This window comes from Sphingomonas sp. BL2, from assembly GCF_056680015.1.
Genome location: NZ_CM155261.1, coordinates 2,541,701 through 2,557,642 on the forward strand (window position 1 = coordinate 2,541,701; position 15,942 = coordinate 2,557,642).

Sequence of the window (15,942 nt, forward strand, 5' to 3'; positions counted from 1 at the left end):
CCAGGTTTGGCCCAGCGTCGTCCTGTAAGAGTTCCCGACAGCTCTCTGCGTCCAACGAGGTCTTGCCATCGCCGCGTCGAGCCGCCATTTCGCATCCATGGCTGAGCATCCGACCGGTATCCCGATCCAGCTCGAGCCGCTCGTCGTTCGCGTGCTCGCGCCCAACGCATCCCCCTACACCTATACGGGTACGCAGACGCATATCGTCGGTACGACCGATCTTGCCGTGATCGATCCCGGTCCCGACGATCCCGCGCATGTCGACGCGTTGCTACGCGCGATCGATGGTCGCCCGGTCAAGGTGATCGTCGTCACGCATCACCACCGGGACCATAGCCCCGCCACGCGTCCGCTCCAGTCGCTCACCGGCGCCCCGATCGTCGGCGCTGCGCCGTTCGACCTCGCCGACGCAGGCGCGCGAGCAGACGCGTCCTTCGACGCCGCCTACGCCCCTGATCGCGTTCTTGCGGAGGGTGGTAGCGTGACCGGTGATGGCTGGACGCTGGAGGCGATCGCGACTCCTGGCCACACGTCGAACCATCTGGCGTTCGCGCTGCCCGAGACGAAGGCGCTGTTCTCCGGCGATCATGTCATGGGCTGGTCGACGACGATCGTCTCGCCGCCCGACGGCAATATGACGGCGTACATGGCCAGCCTCGAAAAGCTGATGGGGCGTGACGACCGCATCTATTATCCCGGCCACGGCGAGGTGATCGACAAGCCGCAACGGCTCGTCCGCGGGATGCTCGGTCACCGCAAGCAGCGCGAAGGGCAGATTCTCCGCCTGCTCCGCGAAGGCGCGTTGTCGATCCCGGCGATGGTCGAGCGCATGTATGTCGGTCTCGGCCCGCCGCTCGTGCCAGCTGCGGCACGATCGGTGCTGGCGCATCTGTACGACCTGCAAGCCCGCGGACTGGTTATCGAGGAAGGCGAGACATGGCGAACGAGAGCGTGACCGAACCCGTACGCAAGAGCGGCGTGGCCCCGTTCCTGGCCAAGGCCGTCGGAATCGTCTTGATCCTCGTCCTCGCGGGGCTGCTCGTACTCTGGGGGGTGCAGCGCTACGTCAGCGACCGGCTCACGCCCGATCCGACGACGATCGCCAGCGCCAGCCTCGAAGGACTGCGCGAGCAGAACCGCCTGTCGGCGTTCGCCGCGCGCTACGTCGCGGTCGTCACCTCGAAACAGTCGCAGCTCGGCTTCACGACGGAGAAGACGCTGATCATGCCCGGGATGGTCCGGTACGAAGTCGACATGGCCAAGCTGACCCAGTCGGATGTCGCGTGGGATGGCAGTTCGAAGACGCTGTCCGTGCGCTTGCCCGCGGTCGAAGCCGACGGCCCGCAGGTCGATCTCAACGCGGTCCGCGAATATGGTTCGGGCGGCGTGCTGACCACGTTCACCGATGCCGAGAAGCGCCTCGACGCCGCCAACCGCCGTGCCGGCCAGATCGAACTGATCCGCCAGGCGCGCGAGCCGGCGATGATCAAGCTCGCGCGCGATGCCACCCGTCGTGCGGTCGAACGCAGTTTCGCGATGCCGCTGCGGGCTGCCGGAATCGATGCGACTGTCGCGGTGCGCTTCGCCGACGAGCCGACCGCGAATACCGATCGCTGGGACACCTCGCGCTCGCTGCAGGACGTGCTAGGGAATCGTCGCTAGAAGACGGGCGCTAAACTCGGGATACGACCATGGAATTGAAGCAGAACTTCGCCGGCATCGACATACGCGCCGAGATCGAGCGCCTCCGCAAGGAGAAGAACGCCGTCATCCTCGCGCATTATTATCAGAAGCCGGAGCTTCAGGATCTGGCTGATTTCGTCGGCGACAGTCTCGACCTGTCGCGCAAGGCGGCCGCGACCGATGCGGACGTGATCGCGTTCTGCGGCGTGCGGTTCATGGCCGAGACCGCCAAGATCCTCTCGCCCGACAAGATCGTCGTGCTCCCCGACATGGACGCTGGATGCAGCCTGGAGGACAGCTGCCCGCCCGAGCAGTTCGCCGCCTTCCGCGCGAAGCACCCCGATCACATCGCGCTGACCTACATCAACTGCTCGACCGAGGTAAAGGCGCTCTCCGACATCATCGTCACAAGTTCGTCGGCGGACGCGATCCTCGCGCAGATCCCGCCCGAGCAGAAGATCATTTTTGGCCCCGACCGTAACCTAGGCGGTTACCTCGCGCGGAAGACCGGCCGCGACATGCTGCTATGGCCGGGCGTCTGCATCGTCCACGAGGCGTTTAGCGAGACCGAGCTGATGAAGCTCAAGGCACAGCATCCCGGTGCGCCTGTCGTGGCGCACCCCGAATGCCCGCCGATCATTCTCGATCACGCGGATTACGTCGGCTCGACACGCGGCATTCTCGATTACGCGCTCGCGATGCCCGGCGACACGCTGATCGTCGCGACCGAGCCGCACATCATCCACCAGATGGAAAAGGCGCTCCCGAACAAGCGCTTCATCGGCGCGCCGGGTGCGGACGGGAACTGCAACTGCAACATCTGTCCGTACATGGCGCTCAATACGCTCGAGAAGCTGTATGTCGCGCTACGCGATCTCTCGCCGCGGATCGAGATCGAGGAAGGGCTGCGGCTCCAGGCAAAGAAGAGCCTCGACCGCATGCTGTCGATGGCATCGAATACCGTGGGGAAGGGTGATCTCGGGCCGAAGTGACGGCGCGTTCAGATTGGTCGTCGATCGGGCTGGATGATGCCAGCCCGACGCGGTCACGTCACGAATCGTTTAGATCAGTGGGCGCTCAGAGTGCCGGGACGTCGGCACCGCTCAACTGGGCGAGCGCCTGGTCGATATGGATGGCGGCCAGCGGCAGCTGCAGCGTGTCGGCCAGCGTAAGAGCTTCGTCCAGCAGGGCATGCAGGCGTGCGGTATCGGCCATCGTGGTGGTGGGCATAAGAATATCCTTGGTAGTGATCGGCAAACCCTCGACCTCTCGAAAAGTTCCTATCCCGGAAAATAATTCGATGAGTCGAATGAACCGTGAAGTCACTGTTCCGACCGTCTCTTTTTTGGCACCGCGTGCCGAGCATATTTTCGACGAACAATCCGGAGACGCCAGGTGAAGACAGCATTGCCCGAGTCGTTCGATATCGACGCCTTCGTCGCGGCGACGCTGGCCGAGGATCTCGGTACGATCGGCGACATAACGTCGGCCGCAGTGATCCCCGCAGACGCACGGTTTACAGGCGTCATGGATAGCCGCGATCCGATCGTCGTCGCTGGCCTCGATCTCGCCGAAGCCTTTTTCCGTGCGCTGGACCCGGACGTGCGGATCGAACGCCTCGTCCGCGATGGGCAGCAGGTGACGGCCGGCACCGAACTCATGCGGCTCGAAGGGGCAGGGCGCGCGATGCTGACGGCGGAGCGGTCCGCGCTCAACACCGTTCAGCATCTGTCGGGCATCGCCACGATGACGCGCGCGTATGTCGACGCGATCGCAGGCACCGGCGCGATCCTGCTCGACACGCGCAAGACGATCCCGGGCCTGCGCGTTCTGGAGAAATACGCGACCCGGATGGGCGGCGCGCAGAATCATCGCATGGGTCTATGGGATGCGGCGATGATCAAGGACAATCATGTCGCGGTCGCCGGTGGCGTCGCCGAGGCGGTTCGTCGCGCCAAGGCCGCGGGGATCGCGCAGATCATCGTCGAGGTCGACCGGATCGACCAGATCGAACCGGCGCTGGAGGCGGGCGCGACGCATCTGCTGCTCGACAATATGCCGCCGACGATGTTGCGCGAAGCGGTGGCGCTCGTCGCCGGTCGCGTCCCGAACGAGGCATCGGGCGGCGTCAATCTCGACACGATTCGCGCAATCGCTGAAACGGGCGTGACCTATGTGTCGGTCGGCCGCTTGACGCAGTCGGCGCCGGCAGCAGATATAGGGCTGGACTTCGCGACCGTCGAATAGCTCCGCCAGATCCGGCGCGGGCCTTCGGCTGGCCAGGTCAGGGAGTAGGACCATGATCAGGCCGGTTGCCATCGTTCGCTACGAGCGCCTTTATTGGGCGGCGTTCATCCTGGATTCGATCGTCGCGGCGATGACCTGGTCGCAGCGCGAGGCGATCGTCACCGCCTACCCGGTACTCGCCAAGGCGACGTGGATTTTGCCGACGTTCCAGGCCATCGGGATCGCGGTGACGGTGCTGCTCTGGTACTTCACCGCGCGCGCGCCGAGCGTCGTCGCGAAGTGGGTCGTCGTGATCCTCGCCGCCTTGTCGATCTGGGCCGCCGTCCAGGCGCTTGCGACGCTCGCGACGGGTAGCGCGATCGTCGGCACGGCATCGATCCTCTCGCTCATCGCAGAAGCACTCTACGTCGCCGCCGCCGTCCACCTCTTCCGGCCCGGCAGCAAAGCCTGGTTTGGTCAGGACGACGACGCCGATTTCGACACGGATACCGACAGAGGGAACGTCGCATGATTTCCAGGCTGACCCTCGCCGCCGTCGCGATCGCGTTGCCGAGCGTCGTACAGGCGCAGGCCTATCAATGCTCGACCCCCGCGTCGGTCGAGCGCGTCCGCCCGGACCTGCCGTCGGACAGCCAGCCGAAGCGCGATATCCCGATCGGCAGCTACACGCTCGCGATCACCTGGGCGCCGCAATATTGCCGAGAGAATGGTGATCGCACCGGGTCGACCTTCCAGTGCGGCGCGGGGAACCGGTTCGGCTTTACGCTGCACGGCCTGTGGCCGGACGGGGTCGGCAAGGACTGGCCGCAATATTGTCATGACGCCGAGTTCGTGCCGCCTCCGGTGATCCGCGCGCACTTGTGCACGACGCCGTCCGCGCAGTTGCTCCAGCATGAATGGGCGAAGCACGGCACCTGCATGCCCGGCTACCGCCCCGCCAAGTATTTCAACCAGTCGGCCGGGCTGTACGGCAAGCTCCGCTATCCGGACATGGACGCGTTGTCGCGAGCACCGCTGACGGCGGGCCGGTTCGCTGCGGCGATGGCGGGCGCAAATCCCGGCCTGAAAGCGGACATGATGCGCGTTACCGCGACGAAGCAGGGCTGGCTCGACGAGGTCTGGATCTGCCTCGACCGCCGCTTCCGCTACCGCCGCTGCCCGGTGCATCAGGGCGGACTGAACCCAAGCGCACCGCTGCAGATCTGGCGTGGTGGTCGGTAGTCGGTAGTCTTCCCGGAGGATTTGAAATTTTTCCGTTCGTGCTGAGTAGCGACCGAGTAGCTCCGTTAGGAGCGTATCGAGGGCGCGTATCGAAGCATGGGTTACCCGCGCCAACCTGTCCTTCGATACGCCGTCTCGATACGCGCCGTTGGAGCTACTCGACGGCTACTCAGGACGAACGGAAGACGGGCGAACGGAAGATGGACTAACGGAACACGGGGGCGGGCAGGCAGGAGAGGCCGTCTACCGCCGGTCCTTTAACCAAACCAGCACCGCCGCCAGCACGCCGACCCCGGTCCCGACGAGAAACCCAGGCGTCGCCTGCCCGATCGCAAAGCCGACCCCCGCACCACCCAGCATGCCGAGCGCAACGAGGAATCCACCCGCAGCGCTCGGGTCCTTGTGGGGGGGCAGGGTGTCGCGGGAAGTCGGATCGGCCATCGCCATGTCCTGCCACGCGTAGCCATGGGATGCCAGCCACACGCCACACCTGATCCCACCCCCGGACGAAACGTGGCGGAAATACGGCGTTAGATACTGTTCCGCAACGACAAGCCCGGCTAGGAGCCGGACATGGTGTTCCGCGTCGGGCGAGCCGGGCCGGCCGCCGCCTTTTTCGTTCTGACGACAGCGGGTGCCCTACCTTGCGTGGGCATACGTGCCGCAGGAGCACAAACCGCGCCCGTGCCGGCGCAAACGCAAGCAAGCCCGACCGCCGACACACCGATGTCGCTCGACCCCAATTCGCCGCTCGCCCCGTTGCCAGACATCGGCGTCGCCTGGCCCGATCTCGCCACGTCGCCGATGGACCCGGCCGCCACGGTCGCCGCGGTCGATGCCAATACCGAAAGCCGCTACACCTGGCGGATCGACGGCATCGACGGGATCGACGACGCGCTGCTGCGACAGCGGTTCGCGCAACTCTCGACGCTCGACGCAAACGACCACCAAGCCGCCAACGCCGCGCAACTCGATCGCCGCGCCCGCGAAGATGCCGACCTGCTCAACAGCCTGCTCCGCGCGGAGGGCTATTACGACTCCAGCGTCGTCACGCGGGTCGAGCCCGGCGCCAAGCCGATGGTCGTGCTGTCGGCCACCCCCGGCACGCTCTACAAGTTCAAGGGCGTGACGATCGATGGCATCGCCGCGGCAGGCGACAAGGCACCGGGGCTGACGACTGCGTTCGGGATCAAGCCCGAAGACCCGGTCAATTCCGATGCGATCGTCGCGGGGCAGGCCAAGCTGACGACGCAGATCGGCCGCGAAGGCTTTCCGTTCGCCAAGGTCGGCGATCCGGCGATCGTCGTCGACCACGCCACCCGCACCGCGACGCTCGACCTGTCCGTCCAACCCGGCGGCGCGCGCAAGTTCGGACAGGTCGTCGCGCTCCCCGGTAACCGCGTGTTCGGCGCGGACCATGTCGCGGAGATCGCACGCTTCTCGCCCGGCGACACGTACGACGCCGCCAAGCTCGACGACCTCCGCCGCGCGCTGATCCAGACCAGCCTCGTCTCCGCGGTCGATCTCAAACCGGTCCAAGGTGCCACCCCCGACACCGTCGACATCGCCGTGAAGCTCGATCGCGCGCCGCCGCATACCGTCGCGGGCGAACTCGGCTACGGCACCGGCGAAGGTGCGCGCGCGGAACTCAGCTGGACGCACCGCAACCTGTTCCCACCCGAAGGCGCGCTGACGCTGCGCGGCGTGCTGGGAACGCAGGAACAGCTCGGCTCGGTCGTCTTCCGCCGCAACAACTTCAAGGCGCGCGACCGGGTGCTGACGCTCCAGGCGTCCGCCGCGCATACCAACCGCGACGCGTACGACGCGAAGACCTATTCGCTCGCGGGTACGCTGGAGCGCCAGACCAACATCTTCTTCCAGAAGACCTGGACATGGTCCGTGGGCGCCGAATTGCTAGCGTCGGACGAGCAGGACGTGATCCTCTCGACCGGCGCGCCACGTCGTCGGACGTTCTTTATCGGCGCGCTGCCGACCAGCCTCAATTACGACGGCTCGGACGATCTGCTCAACCCGACCAAGGGCTTCCGCCTCGGCGGCCGGATCAGCCCCGAAGTCTCGTTGCAGGGCTCGGTGTTCGGCTATGCGCGCACCCAGTTCGACGGCAGCGTGTACCAACCGTTCGGCGACCGGGTGGTACTCGCCGCCCGCACCCGGCTCGGCACGATCGTCGGCGCCCCGCGCGATCAGGTCGCGCCGTCACGGCGCTTCTACGCCGGCGGCGGCGCGTCGGTCCGCGGTTACGGCTATCAGTCGATCGGCCCGCGCGATCCCAACAACGACCCTATCGGCGGCCGCAGCCTGACCGAATTCTCGATCGAGGCGCGCGTCCGCGTCCTCGGCAGCTTCGGCATCGTACCGTTCCTCGACGCGGGCAATATCTATACCTCGCCGCTGCCGAAATTCACCGGGCTGCAATACGGCACCGGCATCGGCGTGCGCTATTATTCGAACTTCGGTCCGATCCGCCTCGACGTCGGCACGCCGATCAACCCGCAGCCCGGCGACAGCCGCATCGCCGTGTACGTCTCACTGGGACAGGCATTTTGACCGAAGAGGTCACTCTTCCGGAACGCCGCCCAAGGCGCCCGATCGCCTGGTGGCGCTGGATCGTCAGCGCGGTTATCGCGCTGCTCGCGATCGTCGGCGCCGCGTTGCTGATCGTCGACACCGACATCGGCCACCGTTTCGTCGCGGACCGGATCGCGGCGATCAAGACCGCCAACGGCCTGCGTTTCACGGTCGGTCGGATCGACGGCTCGCTGTACGGCGACACCCGCCTGACCGATCTCCGCGTGTACGATCTCGAGGGGCTGGTCTTCCAGGCGCCCAACGTCACGCTCGACTGGTCGCCGTTCGACTGGTTCTCGAACCGCCTCGAGATCCGCCGGCTGATCGTCGATCGCGCGATCCTGACTCACACGCCGCGCACCCGCCCGTCGAAGACGCGCGGCCCGATCCTGCCCGACTTCGACATCCATATCGGCAGGCTCTCGGTCGGCCGCCTCACGCTGGCCAAGCGCGTGCTCGGGACCCAAAGGATCGGGACACTCGAAGGCCGCGCGGATATTCGCTCGGGCCGAGCGCTGGTCGACCTCAAGGCCCGCGTCGCCGGCAGCGACGACCTGAAGCTCAGGATCGATGCCGAGCCCGCGCGCGACCGCTTCGACCTCGACGTCGCCGCGAAGGGCGCCGCGGGCGGCGTGCTCGCGCGGATGGTGAAGGCGAAGGGCCCGGTCGCGCTCGCGGTCACCGGCGACGGCAGCTGGGCGAAGTGGAACGGCCGCGCCAACGGCATCGTCGGCACGACGCGCGTCGTCGATCTCGCGCTCGCGCAGGTCGCCGGCCGCTACACGCTGTCGGGCACGCTCGCGCCGTCGTCGCTGCTGAAGGGCCGGCTGCAAAAGCTGACCGCGCCGCGCATCCTGGTCAACGGCAGCGCCGGGTTCGCCAACCGCCGCCTCGACGGCCAGCTCTCGCTGCGCACGCCCGCGCTCGCGGTCGACACGACCGGCATCATCGATCTCGCCGCCAACGCCTACCGCGACGTGCGGATCAAGGCGCGGCTGCTCCGTCCGCCCGCTTTGTTCACCAACATGACCGGCAACATGGTGGAATTGCGCGCGATCCTCGACGGCCCGTTCGCGACCGCCGCGTTCGATTACCGCCTCGATGCCAGCCGCTTCGCGTTCGACCAGACCGGGTTCGAGAACGCGCACGCCGCCGGCAAGGGCAGGCTATCGGCGGCGCCGGTCACCGTGCCGATCCGCTTCACCGCGGCGCGCGTCACCGGCGTAGGCACCGTCGCGGGCGGGATCCTGCGCAACCTGTCGGTCGACGGCCTGCTCCGCGTGACGCCGACGTTGCTCACCGGCGACGCGCTGAAGCTCCGCTCGGACAAGCTCACCGGCAGCATCAACCTCGCGGTCGACCTGCGCAACGGCCAGTTCGAGGTCGGTATCAACGGCGGGCTCGGCCGCTATCTGATCCCCGGTCTCGGCATCGTCGACGTGAAGTCCACCTTGCGCGTCGTCCCCGGCCCGAACCGCCACGGCACGCGCGTCATCGGCCAGGGCAGCGCGCAGATGGTGCGGCTCGACAACGCGTTCTTCCGCAGCCTCGCAGGCGGGCTGCCGCGCATTACCACCAACCTCGAACGCACCACCGACGGCGTGCTGCACTTCACCAACCTCGTCCTCACCGCGCCGCAGATCCGGCTGACCGGCAACGGCTATCGTCGGCGCGACGGGACCTTCCATTTCGAGGGCGGCGGACGCCAGCAGACTTACGGCCCGGTGACGCTGAAACTCGACGGCCAGATCGAGAAGCCGACGCTCGACCTCGTCTTCGCCAGCCCCAACGCGACGCTCGGCCTGTCGAACGTCCGCGCGCATCTCGATCCGACGCCGCAGGGGTTCGCGTTCACCGCGGCGGGCGGATCGCGGCTCGGGCCCTTCACCACCAACGGCGCGATCCTGTTGCCACCGGGCGCCGATGCGACGATCGCAATCGCCGCGCTGAACGTAGCCGGCACCAAGGCGAGCGGGAACATCGCGGTCGTCGATGGCGGCTTCAATGGCGCGCTCGCGGTTGCGGGCGGCGGTATTTCTGGTGAACTCCTGTTCCGGCCGGTCGGCCAGATCCAACGCGTCGACGGGCATCTCGCCGCCAAGGCCGCGACGCTCGACGGCATCGCGCTACGCCAGGGCAAGCTCGATTTCGTCACGTTGCTCGATCCCGCCGGCACCTCGATCGAGGCGACCGCGACCGGCCTCGGCCTGCGTCGCGGCACGCTCAGCCTCGCCCGGTTCAACGGGTCCGCGTCGCTCCGTGGCGGCGTCGGCACGATCAAGGCATCGATCGCCGGCTCCCGCGGCCGCGCGTTCGATATCCAGAGCGTCACGCAGGTCACCGCCAACAGCTACGCGATCGCCGCGCAAGGCACGCTGGACGGTCGCCCGCTGAAACTGCTCACGCCCGCGGTCCTCACCCAGGCCGAAGACGGTTGGCACCTCGCATCGACCAAGCTCAGCTTCTCGGGCGGCGAGGCCCAGGTCGGCGGCCGCTTCGCCGCCGCCAGCACCGCGATCGACGCCAGCCTGACGCGCATGCCGCTCGCGATCCTCGACATCGCCTATCCCGGGCTCGGTCTCAGCGGCAGCGCCTCGGGCAGTTTCACGATCGCGACCGCCAATGGTGCGGCCCCGACCGGCAAGGCGAACGTGACGATCCGCGGGCTCAGCCGCGCCGGCCTCGTCCTATCGTCGCGCCCGATCGACGTCGGCGTTGCAGCCGTGCTCTCCCCCGACAAGCTCGGCCTGCGCGCGGTGATCGCGTCCGCCGGCAAGACGATCGGCCGTGCCCAGGCCCAACTCGCGCCGCTGGGGCAGGGGGATCTCGCGTCCCGGATCAGCAACGCCCGCCTGTTCGGACAACTGCGGTACAGCGGCCCGGCCGACACGCTCTGGCGCCTTACCGGAGTCGAGTTGTTCGACCTCTCCGGCCCGGTTGCGATCGGCGCGGACGTGGTCGGCACGCTCGCCAACCCGACCCTGCGCGGCGTCGTCCAGGCGAACGGCGCGCGGATCGAGAGCGCGACCACCGGCACTGTCCTCACCAACGTCCAGGCGACTGGGCGTTTCGGCGGTTCGCGCCTTGTGATCGACCGGTTCGGCGCGGACGCGGGCAAGGGCGGGCGCGTCACCGGCACCGGCCAGTTCGAATTCGCCGCCGCCGCCGGGATCGGCCTCGACCTCGCGCTTCAGGCTGACAAGGCGGTGATGATCAACCGCGACGACATCGGCGCGACCGTCTCCGGGCCGCTGACGTTCAAGTCGAACGGTTCGGGCGGCACGATCGCCGGCGATGTCGTGCTCGACAAGAGCCGCTATCGCCTCGGCCAGGCCACCGCGGCCAGCGCCGTCCCCCAGCTCAACATCCGCGAGATCAACCTGCCCGACGGCGGCGAGGAAGTCGCGACGCCGACCAAGCCCTGGACGCTCGCGATCAAGGCGCGTGCCCCTAACCAGGTGATGGTCAGCGGCCTCGGCCTCACCAGCGAATGGTCCGCCAACCTCCAGATCGCCGGCCAGCCCGAGAACCCGGCGATCACCGGCCGCGCCACGCTGATCCGCGGCGACTACGAGTTCGCTGGCCGGCAGTTCGAACTGGCGCGCGGCGTGATCCGCTTCGACGGGCAGGTGCCCGCGAACCCTGCACTCGATATCGAGGCGAACGCGGACTCGACGGGTTTGAGCGCATCGATCCGGGTCACCGGCTATGCGCTCAAACCCGAGATCGGCTTTACCAGCACGCCAGCCTTGCCCGAGGACGAACTTCTGTCACGCCTCCTGTTCGGCACCTCGATCACCAACCTGTCCGCGCCCGAAGCGTTGCAGTTGGCAGCGGCAGTCGCGGCGTTGCAGGGCGGCGGCAGTGGCTTGAACCCGATCAACGCGGTGCGTCGCGCCGCCGGACTCGATCGTCTCCGCATCCTCCCCGCCGATCCACAGACCGGGCAGGGCACCTCGATCGCGGCGGGCAAATACGTCACGCGGCGCCTGTACGCAGAGATCGTCACCGACGGTCAGGGCTATTCCGCCACGCAGGTCGAGTTCCAAGTCACCCGCTGGCTGTCGCTGCTGTCGAGCATCTCCACGCTCGGCCGCCAAAGCGCCAACGTCCGTGTCTCGAAAGATTATTGAAGGATGATCGCGCACGCCGGTTTCGCTAGGAAGAACGCATGAAGCCCGTCATCTTCGGCCTGTCCGGCCCCGTCCTCACCCCCGCCGAACGCGCGTTCTTCGCCGAGTGCGAACCCGCCGGCTACATCCTGTTCAAGCGCAACATCGTCGATCGCGTGCAGGTCCGCGCACTGACGGACTCGCTCCGTGCGCTTGCCGGCCGCGACAATCTGGCGATCCTGATCGACCAGGAGGGCGGCCGCGTCGCGCGAATGGGACCGCCCGAATGGCCCGCATTCCCCGCTGGCCCGGTATTCGATGCAGCCTATGAACGCGCGCCGATGACCGCGATCCAGGCGGTGCGCGCCAACGCGCAGGCGCTGGGCGTCATGCTCAGCGAGGTCGGGATCACCGTCGACTGCCTCCCGCTGCTCGACGTGTCGCAGCCGGATACCACCGAAGCCGTCGCCTCACGGACGTTCGGCTCCGACCCCATGCGCGTCGCGGCCCTCGGCCGCGCAACGCTCGAAGGGCTGGCCGAAGGCGGCGTCGTCGGTGTCGTCAAGCACATGCCCGGCCACGGCCGCGCGCGAGTGGACACGCACCACCACCTCCCGACCGTCACCGCGACCGACGCCGACCTCGAGATCGACCTCGAACCGTTCCGCACGCTCAACCAGGCGCCGATGGGGATGACCTCGCACATCGTCTTCGACGCGTGGGACGCCGACCGCCCCGCGACGCTGTCGCCGATCGTGATCGACGAGATCATCCGCGGGCGGATCGGCTTCGACGGCCTCCTGATGACCGACGACATCGACATGAAGGCGCTCTCCGGTACCGCTGGCGACAAGGCGGCGGGCGCGATCGCGGCTGGGTGCGACCTGGTGCTCGATTGCTGGGCGCGGATGGACGAAATGGTCGAGATCGCCGGGCGGTTGGAGGAGATTTCGGAGGCGTCACGGGCGCGGCTGGAACGAGCGATGGCGTCGGTCGGCGTGGCCAAGGGTGATTTCGCGGAACTGATCGCAACGCGCGATGCGCTGTTGGCGCAGGCCTGACGCTAGCCCATCATCCACCACCCCGGCGGAGGCCGGGGCCCAGTTGGAAAGGTCACAGTAACGGAGCGCCGTCCTCAATCATCGACGTCCCCCAACTGGGCCCCGGCCTTCGCCGGGGTGGTGGGCTCTGTGCAAAGCATACCATCCGTTCGTCCTGAGTAGCTGCTGAGCTTGGCGAAGCGGCGTATCGAAGGACAGGTTGCCGCGGGTAAAACCTGTGCTTCGATACACGCCTTCGATACGGCTCTGACGAGCCTACTCAGTCGCTACTCAGCACGAACGGAAAGGGGATGCGACGTCCCCGTCCCCGCGATCACCTCAACCCCCGAGCCCGCTCGTCCCCGCGCAACGTCAGCACCTCGACCCCGCCGCGCGTCACCGCCACCGTATGCTCGAACTGCGCCGAAAGCTTGCCGTCGTCGGTCACCACGGTCCATCCGTCATCCTCGGTCGACACCTTGCGCGTCCCCTGGTTGATCATCGGCTCGATCGTGAACACCATCCCCTCGCGCAGCATCATACCTGTTCCCGCACGCCCGAAATTGAGCACCTGCGGCTCCTCGTGCATCTCGCGGCCGATGCCGTGCCCGCAATAGTCTCGCACCACCGCATAGCCGTGCTTCTTCGCATGCCGCTCGATCGCGAAGCCGATATCGCCGAGATGCGCGCCCGCCCGGACCTGCCGAATGCCCTGCCACATCGCCTCCTGCGCGACCCGCACGAGGCGCTTCGCGGCAGGTGGAACGGTGCCCACCATATACGTCTTGCTCGAATCGGCGATGAAGCCATTCTTCTCCAGCGTGATGTCCAGATTGACGATGTCGCCGTCGCGGATGATGTCGCGAACGTTAGGCACGCCGTGGCAGACGACATGGTTGATCGAGCTGTTCAGGACGTATTCGAAGTCATATTGGCCCTTGCTCGCGGGGCGGGCTTCGAGGTCGTCGGTGATGAAGCGATCGACCATGTCGTTGACCTGCAACGTCGACAGCCCCGCCAGATCCTGCTCGTCGAGCATCTCGAACACCGACGCCAGCAGCGCACCCGAAACGCGCATCAGCGCCAGTTCGGCCGGCGTCTTCACCATCTCAGGCTGCCGTTTTGTCGGCGACGCGGACCGAGGCCGCGGCGAGTTGCGCGGTGACGATATCGTTGAACGACAGCGTCGGGTTGGCCTCGGCGAGCATGCCGATCTTCATCCAGAACTCCGCCTGCGCATTGATCGACCGGCACAGCACCTGGCTCGCCCGCCGCGCATCCTCGTGCAGCGCGTCGTCGATCTTCACGATACCCATCCAAGCCTCACACTCACCCTGACCATATAAAACGTATACGGTCCGTATGGTGATTCGTCAAACGTGGAGGGTGGATGCCCGGCAGCGCGCGCTGTAGCGTCCGACAATGGACGACGCGCAACTGACCCTGGATCTCGACGGATGGGAGGGGCCGCTCGATCTGCTGCTCTCGCTCGCGCGCGGGCAGAAGGTCGATCTGCGCAAGATCTCGATCCTAGCGCTGGTCGAGCAGTACCTTGCCTATGTCGACTCCGCCCGCGCGCTGAAGCTTGAACTCGCCGCCGACTATCTCGTGATGGCCGCGTGGCTGGCGTATCTAAAGTCGGCGTTGCTCCTGCCCCGCGATCCACTCGCCGAGCCCGACCCGGAGGAACTCGCGCTGCGACTGCAACTGCGGCTCGAACGGCTGAGTGCGATGCGCGAGGCCGGTGCGCGGCTGATGGCGCGCGACCGGACCGGGCGAGACGTGTTCCTGCGCGGCGCCCCCGAGGGTCTGCGGACGGTGCGCAAGGCGGCCTGGCAGGCCGAGATCTTCGACCTGATCGCCGCGTACGGCCGCATTTCCGCGCGGACGCGGCCGGTGATGCACGTCGTCGCTGACCGCGAGGTCATGACGCTGGAGGCGGCGCTGGAGCGCGTGTCGATGCTGGTCGGCGCGCGGATCGACTGGAGCGTGATCGAAAGCTTCCTCCCCGAAGCGGGCGAGCGTCTCCGGCGTTCGGCGCTGGCGTCGAGCTTCGTCGCGGCACTCGAACTCGCACGGCAGGGGAAGATCGAACTGCGCCAGGCGTCACCTTTCGCGCCGCTGTATCTGAGAGCCCGCGCGTGATCCCACCCGACGACTTCACGCGCGCCGTCGAGGCGGTGCTGTTCGCGGCTGAGACCCCGCTGACGCTAGATGCGATTCGCGCGCACGTCGGCAACGGTGACGTCCGATCGGCAATCGACCAACTGACCGCCGACTATGCCGGTCGCGGCATCGCGATCGTCCGGCGCGGTGAGCGGTGGCAATTCCAGACCGCGCCCGACATGGCGCACATGCTCCGCCGCGACCGCGAGGAACCGCGCAAGCTCAGCCGCGCAGGGATCGAGACGCTGGCGATCATTGCCTACCACGAACCCGTCACCCGCGCGGAAATCGAGGCGATTCGCGGGGTGCAGATCTCGAAGGGGACGCTCGACGTCCTGATGGAAGCGGGCTGGGTAAAGCCGGCTGGGCGGCGCGAGGTGCCGGGACGCCCGCTGATGTTCGCGAGCACGCCTGCATTCCTCGTCCATTTCGGCCTCCAGAGCCGCCGCGACCTGCCCGGAATCGACGATCTGCGCGCCGCCGGGCTGCTCGATCCGGTCGATCTCGCGTTCGATCGGCTCGAAGATGGCGAAGACGACCGGGAAGATGGCGAGGTGGCTGGCAAAGCGGCAGGATGAGGCTTAGATAGGGTTCAGTTTCCAGGAGAATTGCCATGGGCGGTTTTAGCCCGATTCACTTGCTCGTTCTCGCGGTCGTCGCGATCCTCCTTCTCGGCGGCGGCCGATTCTCGAACCTGATGGGCGACGTCGCCAAGGGCGTGAAGAATTTCAAGAAGGGCATGTCCGAGAACGACGACGAGACGCCGGTCAAGCCATCGGCCCGGATCGAAGCGCAGAAGACTGCCGATCCCGCGTTCGATCGCGACGGCAATCGCGTCCGCGACGACCGTCCTGCCTGAAGCCGGCAGAGTTGACGACACTAGA

General features: G+C 67.1%; 16 protein-coding genes. 12 read left to right on the forward strand and 4 right to left on the reverse strand.

All coding sequences use genetic code 11. The features are described 5' to 3' along the window. The first annotated feature begins 97 nt into the window (after positions 1 to 97). The 3 genes from AC1ME3_RS11865 to nadA are packed head-to-tail and all read left to right on the forward strand — an operon-like array spanning position 98 to position 2,675. A complete protein-coding gene (locus AC1ME3_RS11865) occupies positions 98 to 955 on the forward strand; it encodes an MBL fold metallo-hydrolase (protein ID WP_480953317.1) in 858 nt (285 codons plus the stop codon). Then, positions 937 to 1,662 (forward strand): DUF4230 domain-containing protein, encoded by a 726-nt coding sequence (locus AC1ME3_RS11870; RefSeq protein WP_480953318.1) that lies wholly within the window; start codon positions 937 to 939, stop codon positions 1,660 to 1,662. The genes AC1ME3_RS11865 and AC1ME3_RS11870 overlap by 19 nt, the downstream gene beginning before the upstream one ends. Positions 1,663 to 1,691: 29 nt before the next feature. Then, the gene (nadA, locus tag AC1ME3_RS11875) at positions 1,692 to 2,675 is read left to right on the forward strand and encodes a quinolinate synthase NadA (protein WP_480953319.1); all 984 of its coding nucleotides are present in this window, start codon (positions 1,692 to 1,694) and stop codon (positions 2,673 to 2,675) included. A gap of 85 nt (positions 2,676 to 2,760) precedes the next feature. Here nadA and AC1ME3_RS11880 read toward each other — a convergent pair whose 3' ends face one another. Further along, positions 2,761 to 2,913: a hypothetical protein gene (locus AC1ME3_RS11880; RefSeq protein WP_167397683.1), complete on the reverse strand. Its 153-nt coding sequence runs from the start codon at positions 2,911 to 2,913 to the stop codon at positions 2,761 to 2,763. 165 nt (positions 2,914 to 3,078) lie between these two features. Between AC1ME3_RS11880 and nadC the strand changes: the two genes are divergently transcribed. From nadC to AC1ME3_RS11895, 3 genes are read left to right on the forward strand one after another with little or no spacing between them, the layout of a single operon-like run. After that, a complete protein-coding gene (nadC, locus tag AC1ME3_RS11885; RefSeq protein WP_480953320.1) occupies positions 3,079 to 3,930 on the forward strand; it encodes a carboxylating nicotinate-nucleotide diphosphorylase in 852 nt (283 codons plus the stop codon). 52 nt (positions 3,931 to 3,982) lie between these two features. After that, entirely contained in the window at positions 3,983 to 4,441 is a 459-nt protein-coding gene (locus AC1ME3_RS11890; RefSeq protein WP_480953321.1) for a hypothetical protein, read from the forward strand. Further along, the gene (locus AC1ME3_RS11895) at positions 4,438 to 5,151 is read left to right on the forward strand and encodes a ribonuclease T2 family protein (protein WP_480953322.1); all 714 of its coding nucleotides are present in this window, start codon (positions 4,438 to 4,440) and stop codon (positions 5,149 to 5,151) included. Before AC1ME3_RS11890 ends, AC1ME3_RS11895 begins: the two co-directional genes overlap by 4 nt. A 243-nt stretch (positions 5,152 to 5,394) precedes the next feature. On the opposite strand, the gene AC1ME3_RS11900 is transcribed toward AC1ME3_RS11895, so the two are convergent. Further along, on the reverse strand, positions 5,395 to 5,634 hold the full coding sequence (locus AC1ME3_RS11900; RefSeq protein ID WP_480953323.1) for a hypothetical protein: 240 nt from the start codon (positions 5,632 to 5,634) through the stop codon (positions 5,395 to 5,397). 90 nt (positions 5,635 to 5,724) lie between these two features. On the opposite strand from AC1ME3_RS11900, the gene AC1ME3_RS11905 reads away from it, so the two are divergent. From AC1ME3_RS11905 to AC1ME3_RS11915, 3 genes are read left to right on the forward strand one after another with little or no spacing between them, the layout of a single operon-like run. Further along, complete coding sequence (locus AC1ME3_RS11905; protein ID WP_480953324.1) at positions 5,725 to 7,719, forward strand: autotransporter assembly complex protein TamA; 1,995 nt, start codon at positions 5,725 to 5,727, stop codon at positions 7,717 to 7,719. Continuing rightward, a complete protein-coding gene (locus AC1ME3_RS11910; protein ID WP_480953325.1) occupies positions 7,716 to 11,873 on the forward strand; it encodes a translocation/assembly module TamB domain-containing protein in 4,158 nt (1,385 codons plus the stop codon). The genes AC1ME3_RS11905 and AC1ME3_RS11910 overlap by 4 nt, the downstream gene beginning before the upstream one ends. A 38-nt stretch (positions 11,874 to 11,911) precedes the next feature. After that, the gene (locus AC1ME3_RS11915) at positions 11,912 to 12,913 is read left to right on the forward strand and encodes a glycoside hydrolase family 3 N-terminal domain-containing protein (RefSeq protein ID WP_480953326.1); all 1,002 of its coding nucleotides are present in this window, start codon (positions 11,912 to 11,914) and stop codon (positions 12,911 to 12,913) included. A gap of 313 nt (positions 12,914 to 13,226) precedes the next feature. On the opposite strand, the gene map is transcribed toward AC1ME3_RS11915, so the two are convergent. Next, positions 13,227 to 14,000: a type I methionyl aminopeptidase gene (map, locus tag AC1ME3_RS11920; protein WP_480953327.1), complete on the reverse strand. Its 774-nt coding sequence runs from the start codon at positions 13,998 to 14,000 to the stop codon at positions 13,227 to 13,229. Position 14,001: 1 nt separating this feature from the next. Next, entirely contained in the window at positions 14,002 to 14,208 is a 207-nt protein-coding gene (locus tag AC1ME3_RS11925; RefSeq protein WP_056055789.1) for a ParD-like family protein, read from the reverse strand. A 106-nt stretch (positions 14,209 to 14,314) separates the two neighbouring features. Here AC1ME3_RS11925 and AC1ME3_RS11930 point away from each other — a divergent pair, with 106 nt between their 5' ends. The 3 genes from AC1ME3_RS11930 to AC1ME3_RS11940 are packed head-to-tail and all read left to right on the forward strand — an operon-like array spanning position 14,315 to position 15,917. Further along, positions 14,315 to 15,037: a segregation and condensation protein A gene (locus AC1ME3_RS11930; protein WP_480953328.1), complete on the forward strand. Its 723-nt coding sequence runs from the start codon at positions 14,315 to 14,317 to the stop codon at positions 15,035 to 15,037. Further along, a complete protein-coding gene (gene scpB, locus AC1ME3_RS11935; RefSeq protein WP_480953329.1) occupies positions 15,034 to 15,636 on the forward strand; it encodes an SMC-Scp complex subunit ScpB in 603 nt (200 codons plus the stop codon). The genes AC1ME3_RS11930 and scpB overlap by 4 nt, the downstream gene beginning before the upstream one ends. A gap of 35 nt (positions 15,637 to 15,671) precedes the next feature. Then, complete coding sequence (locus AC1ME3_RS11940) at positions 15,672 to 15,917, forward strand: Sec-independent protein translocase subunit TatA (protein ID WP_480953330.1); 246 nt, start codon at positions 15,672 to 15,674, stop codon at positions 15,915 to 15,917. Positions 15,918 to 15,942 lie beyond the last annotated feature (25 nt).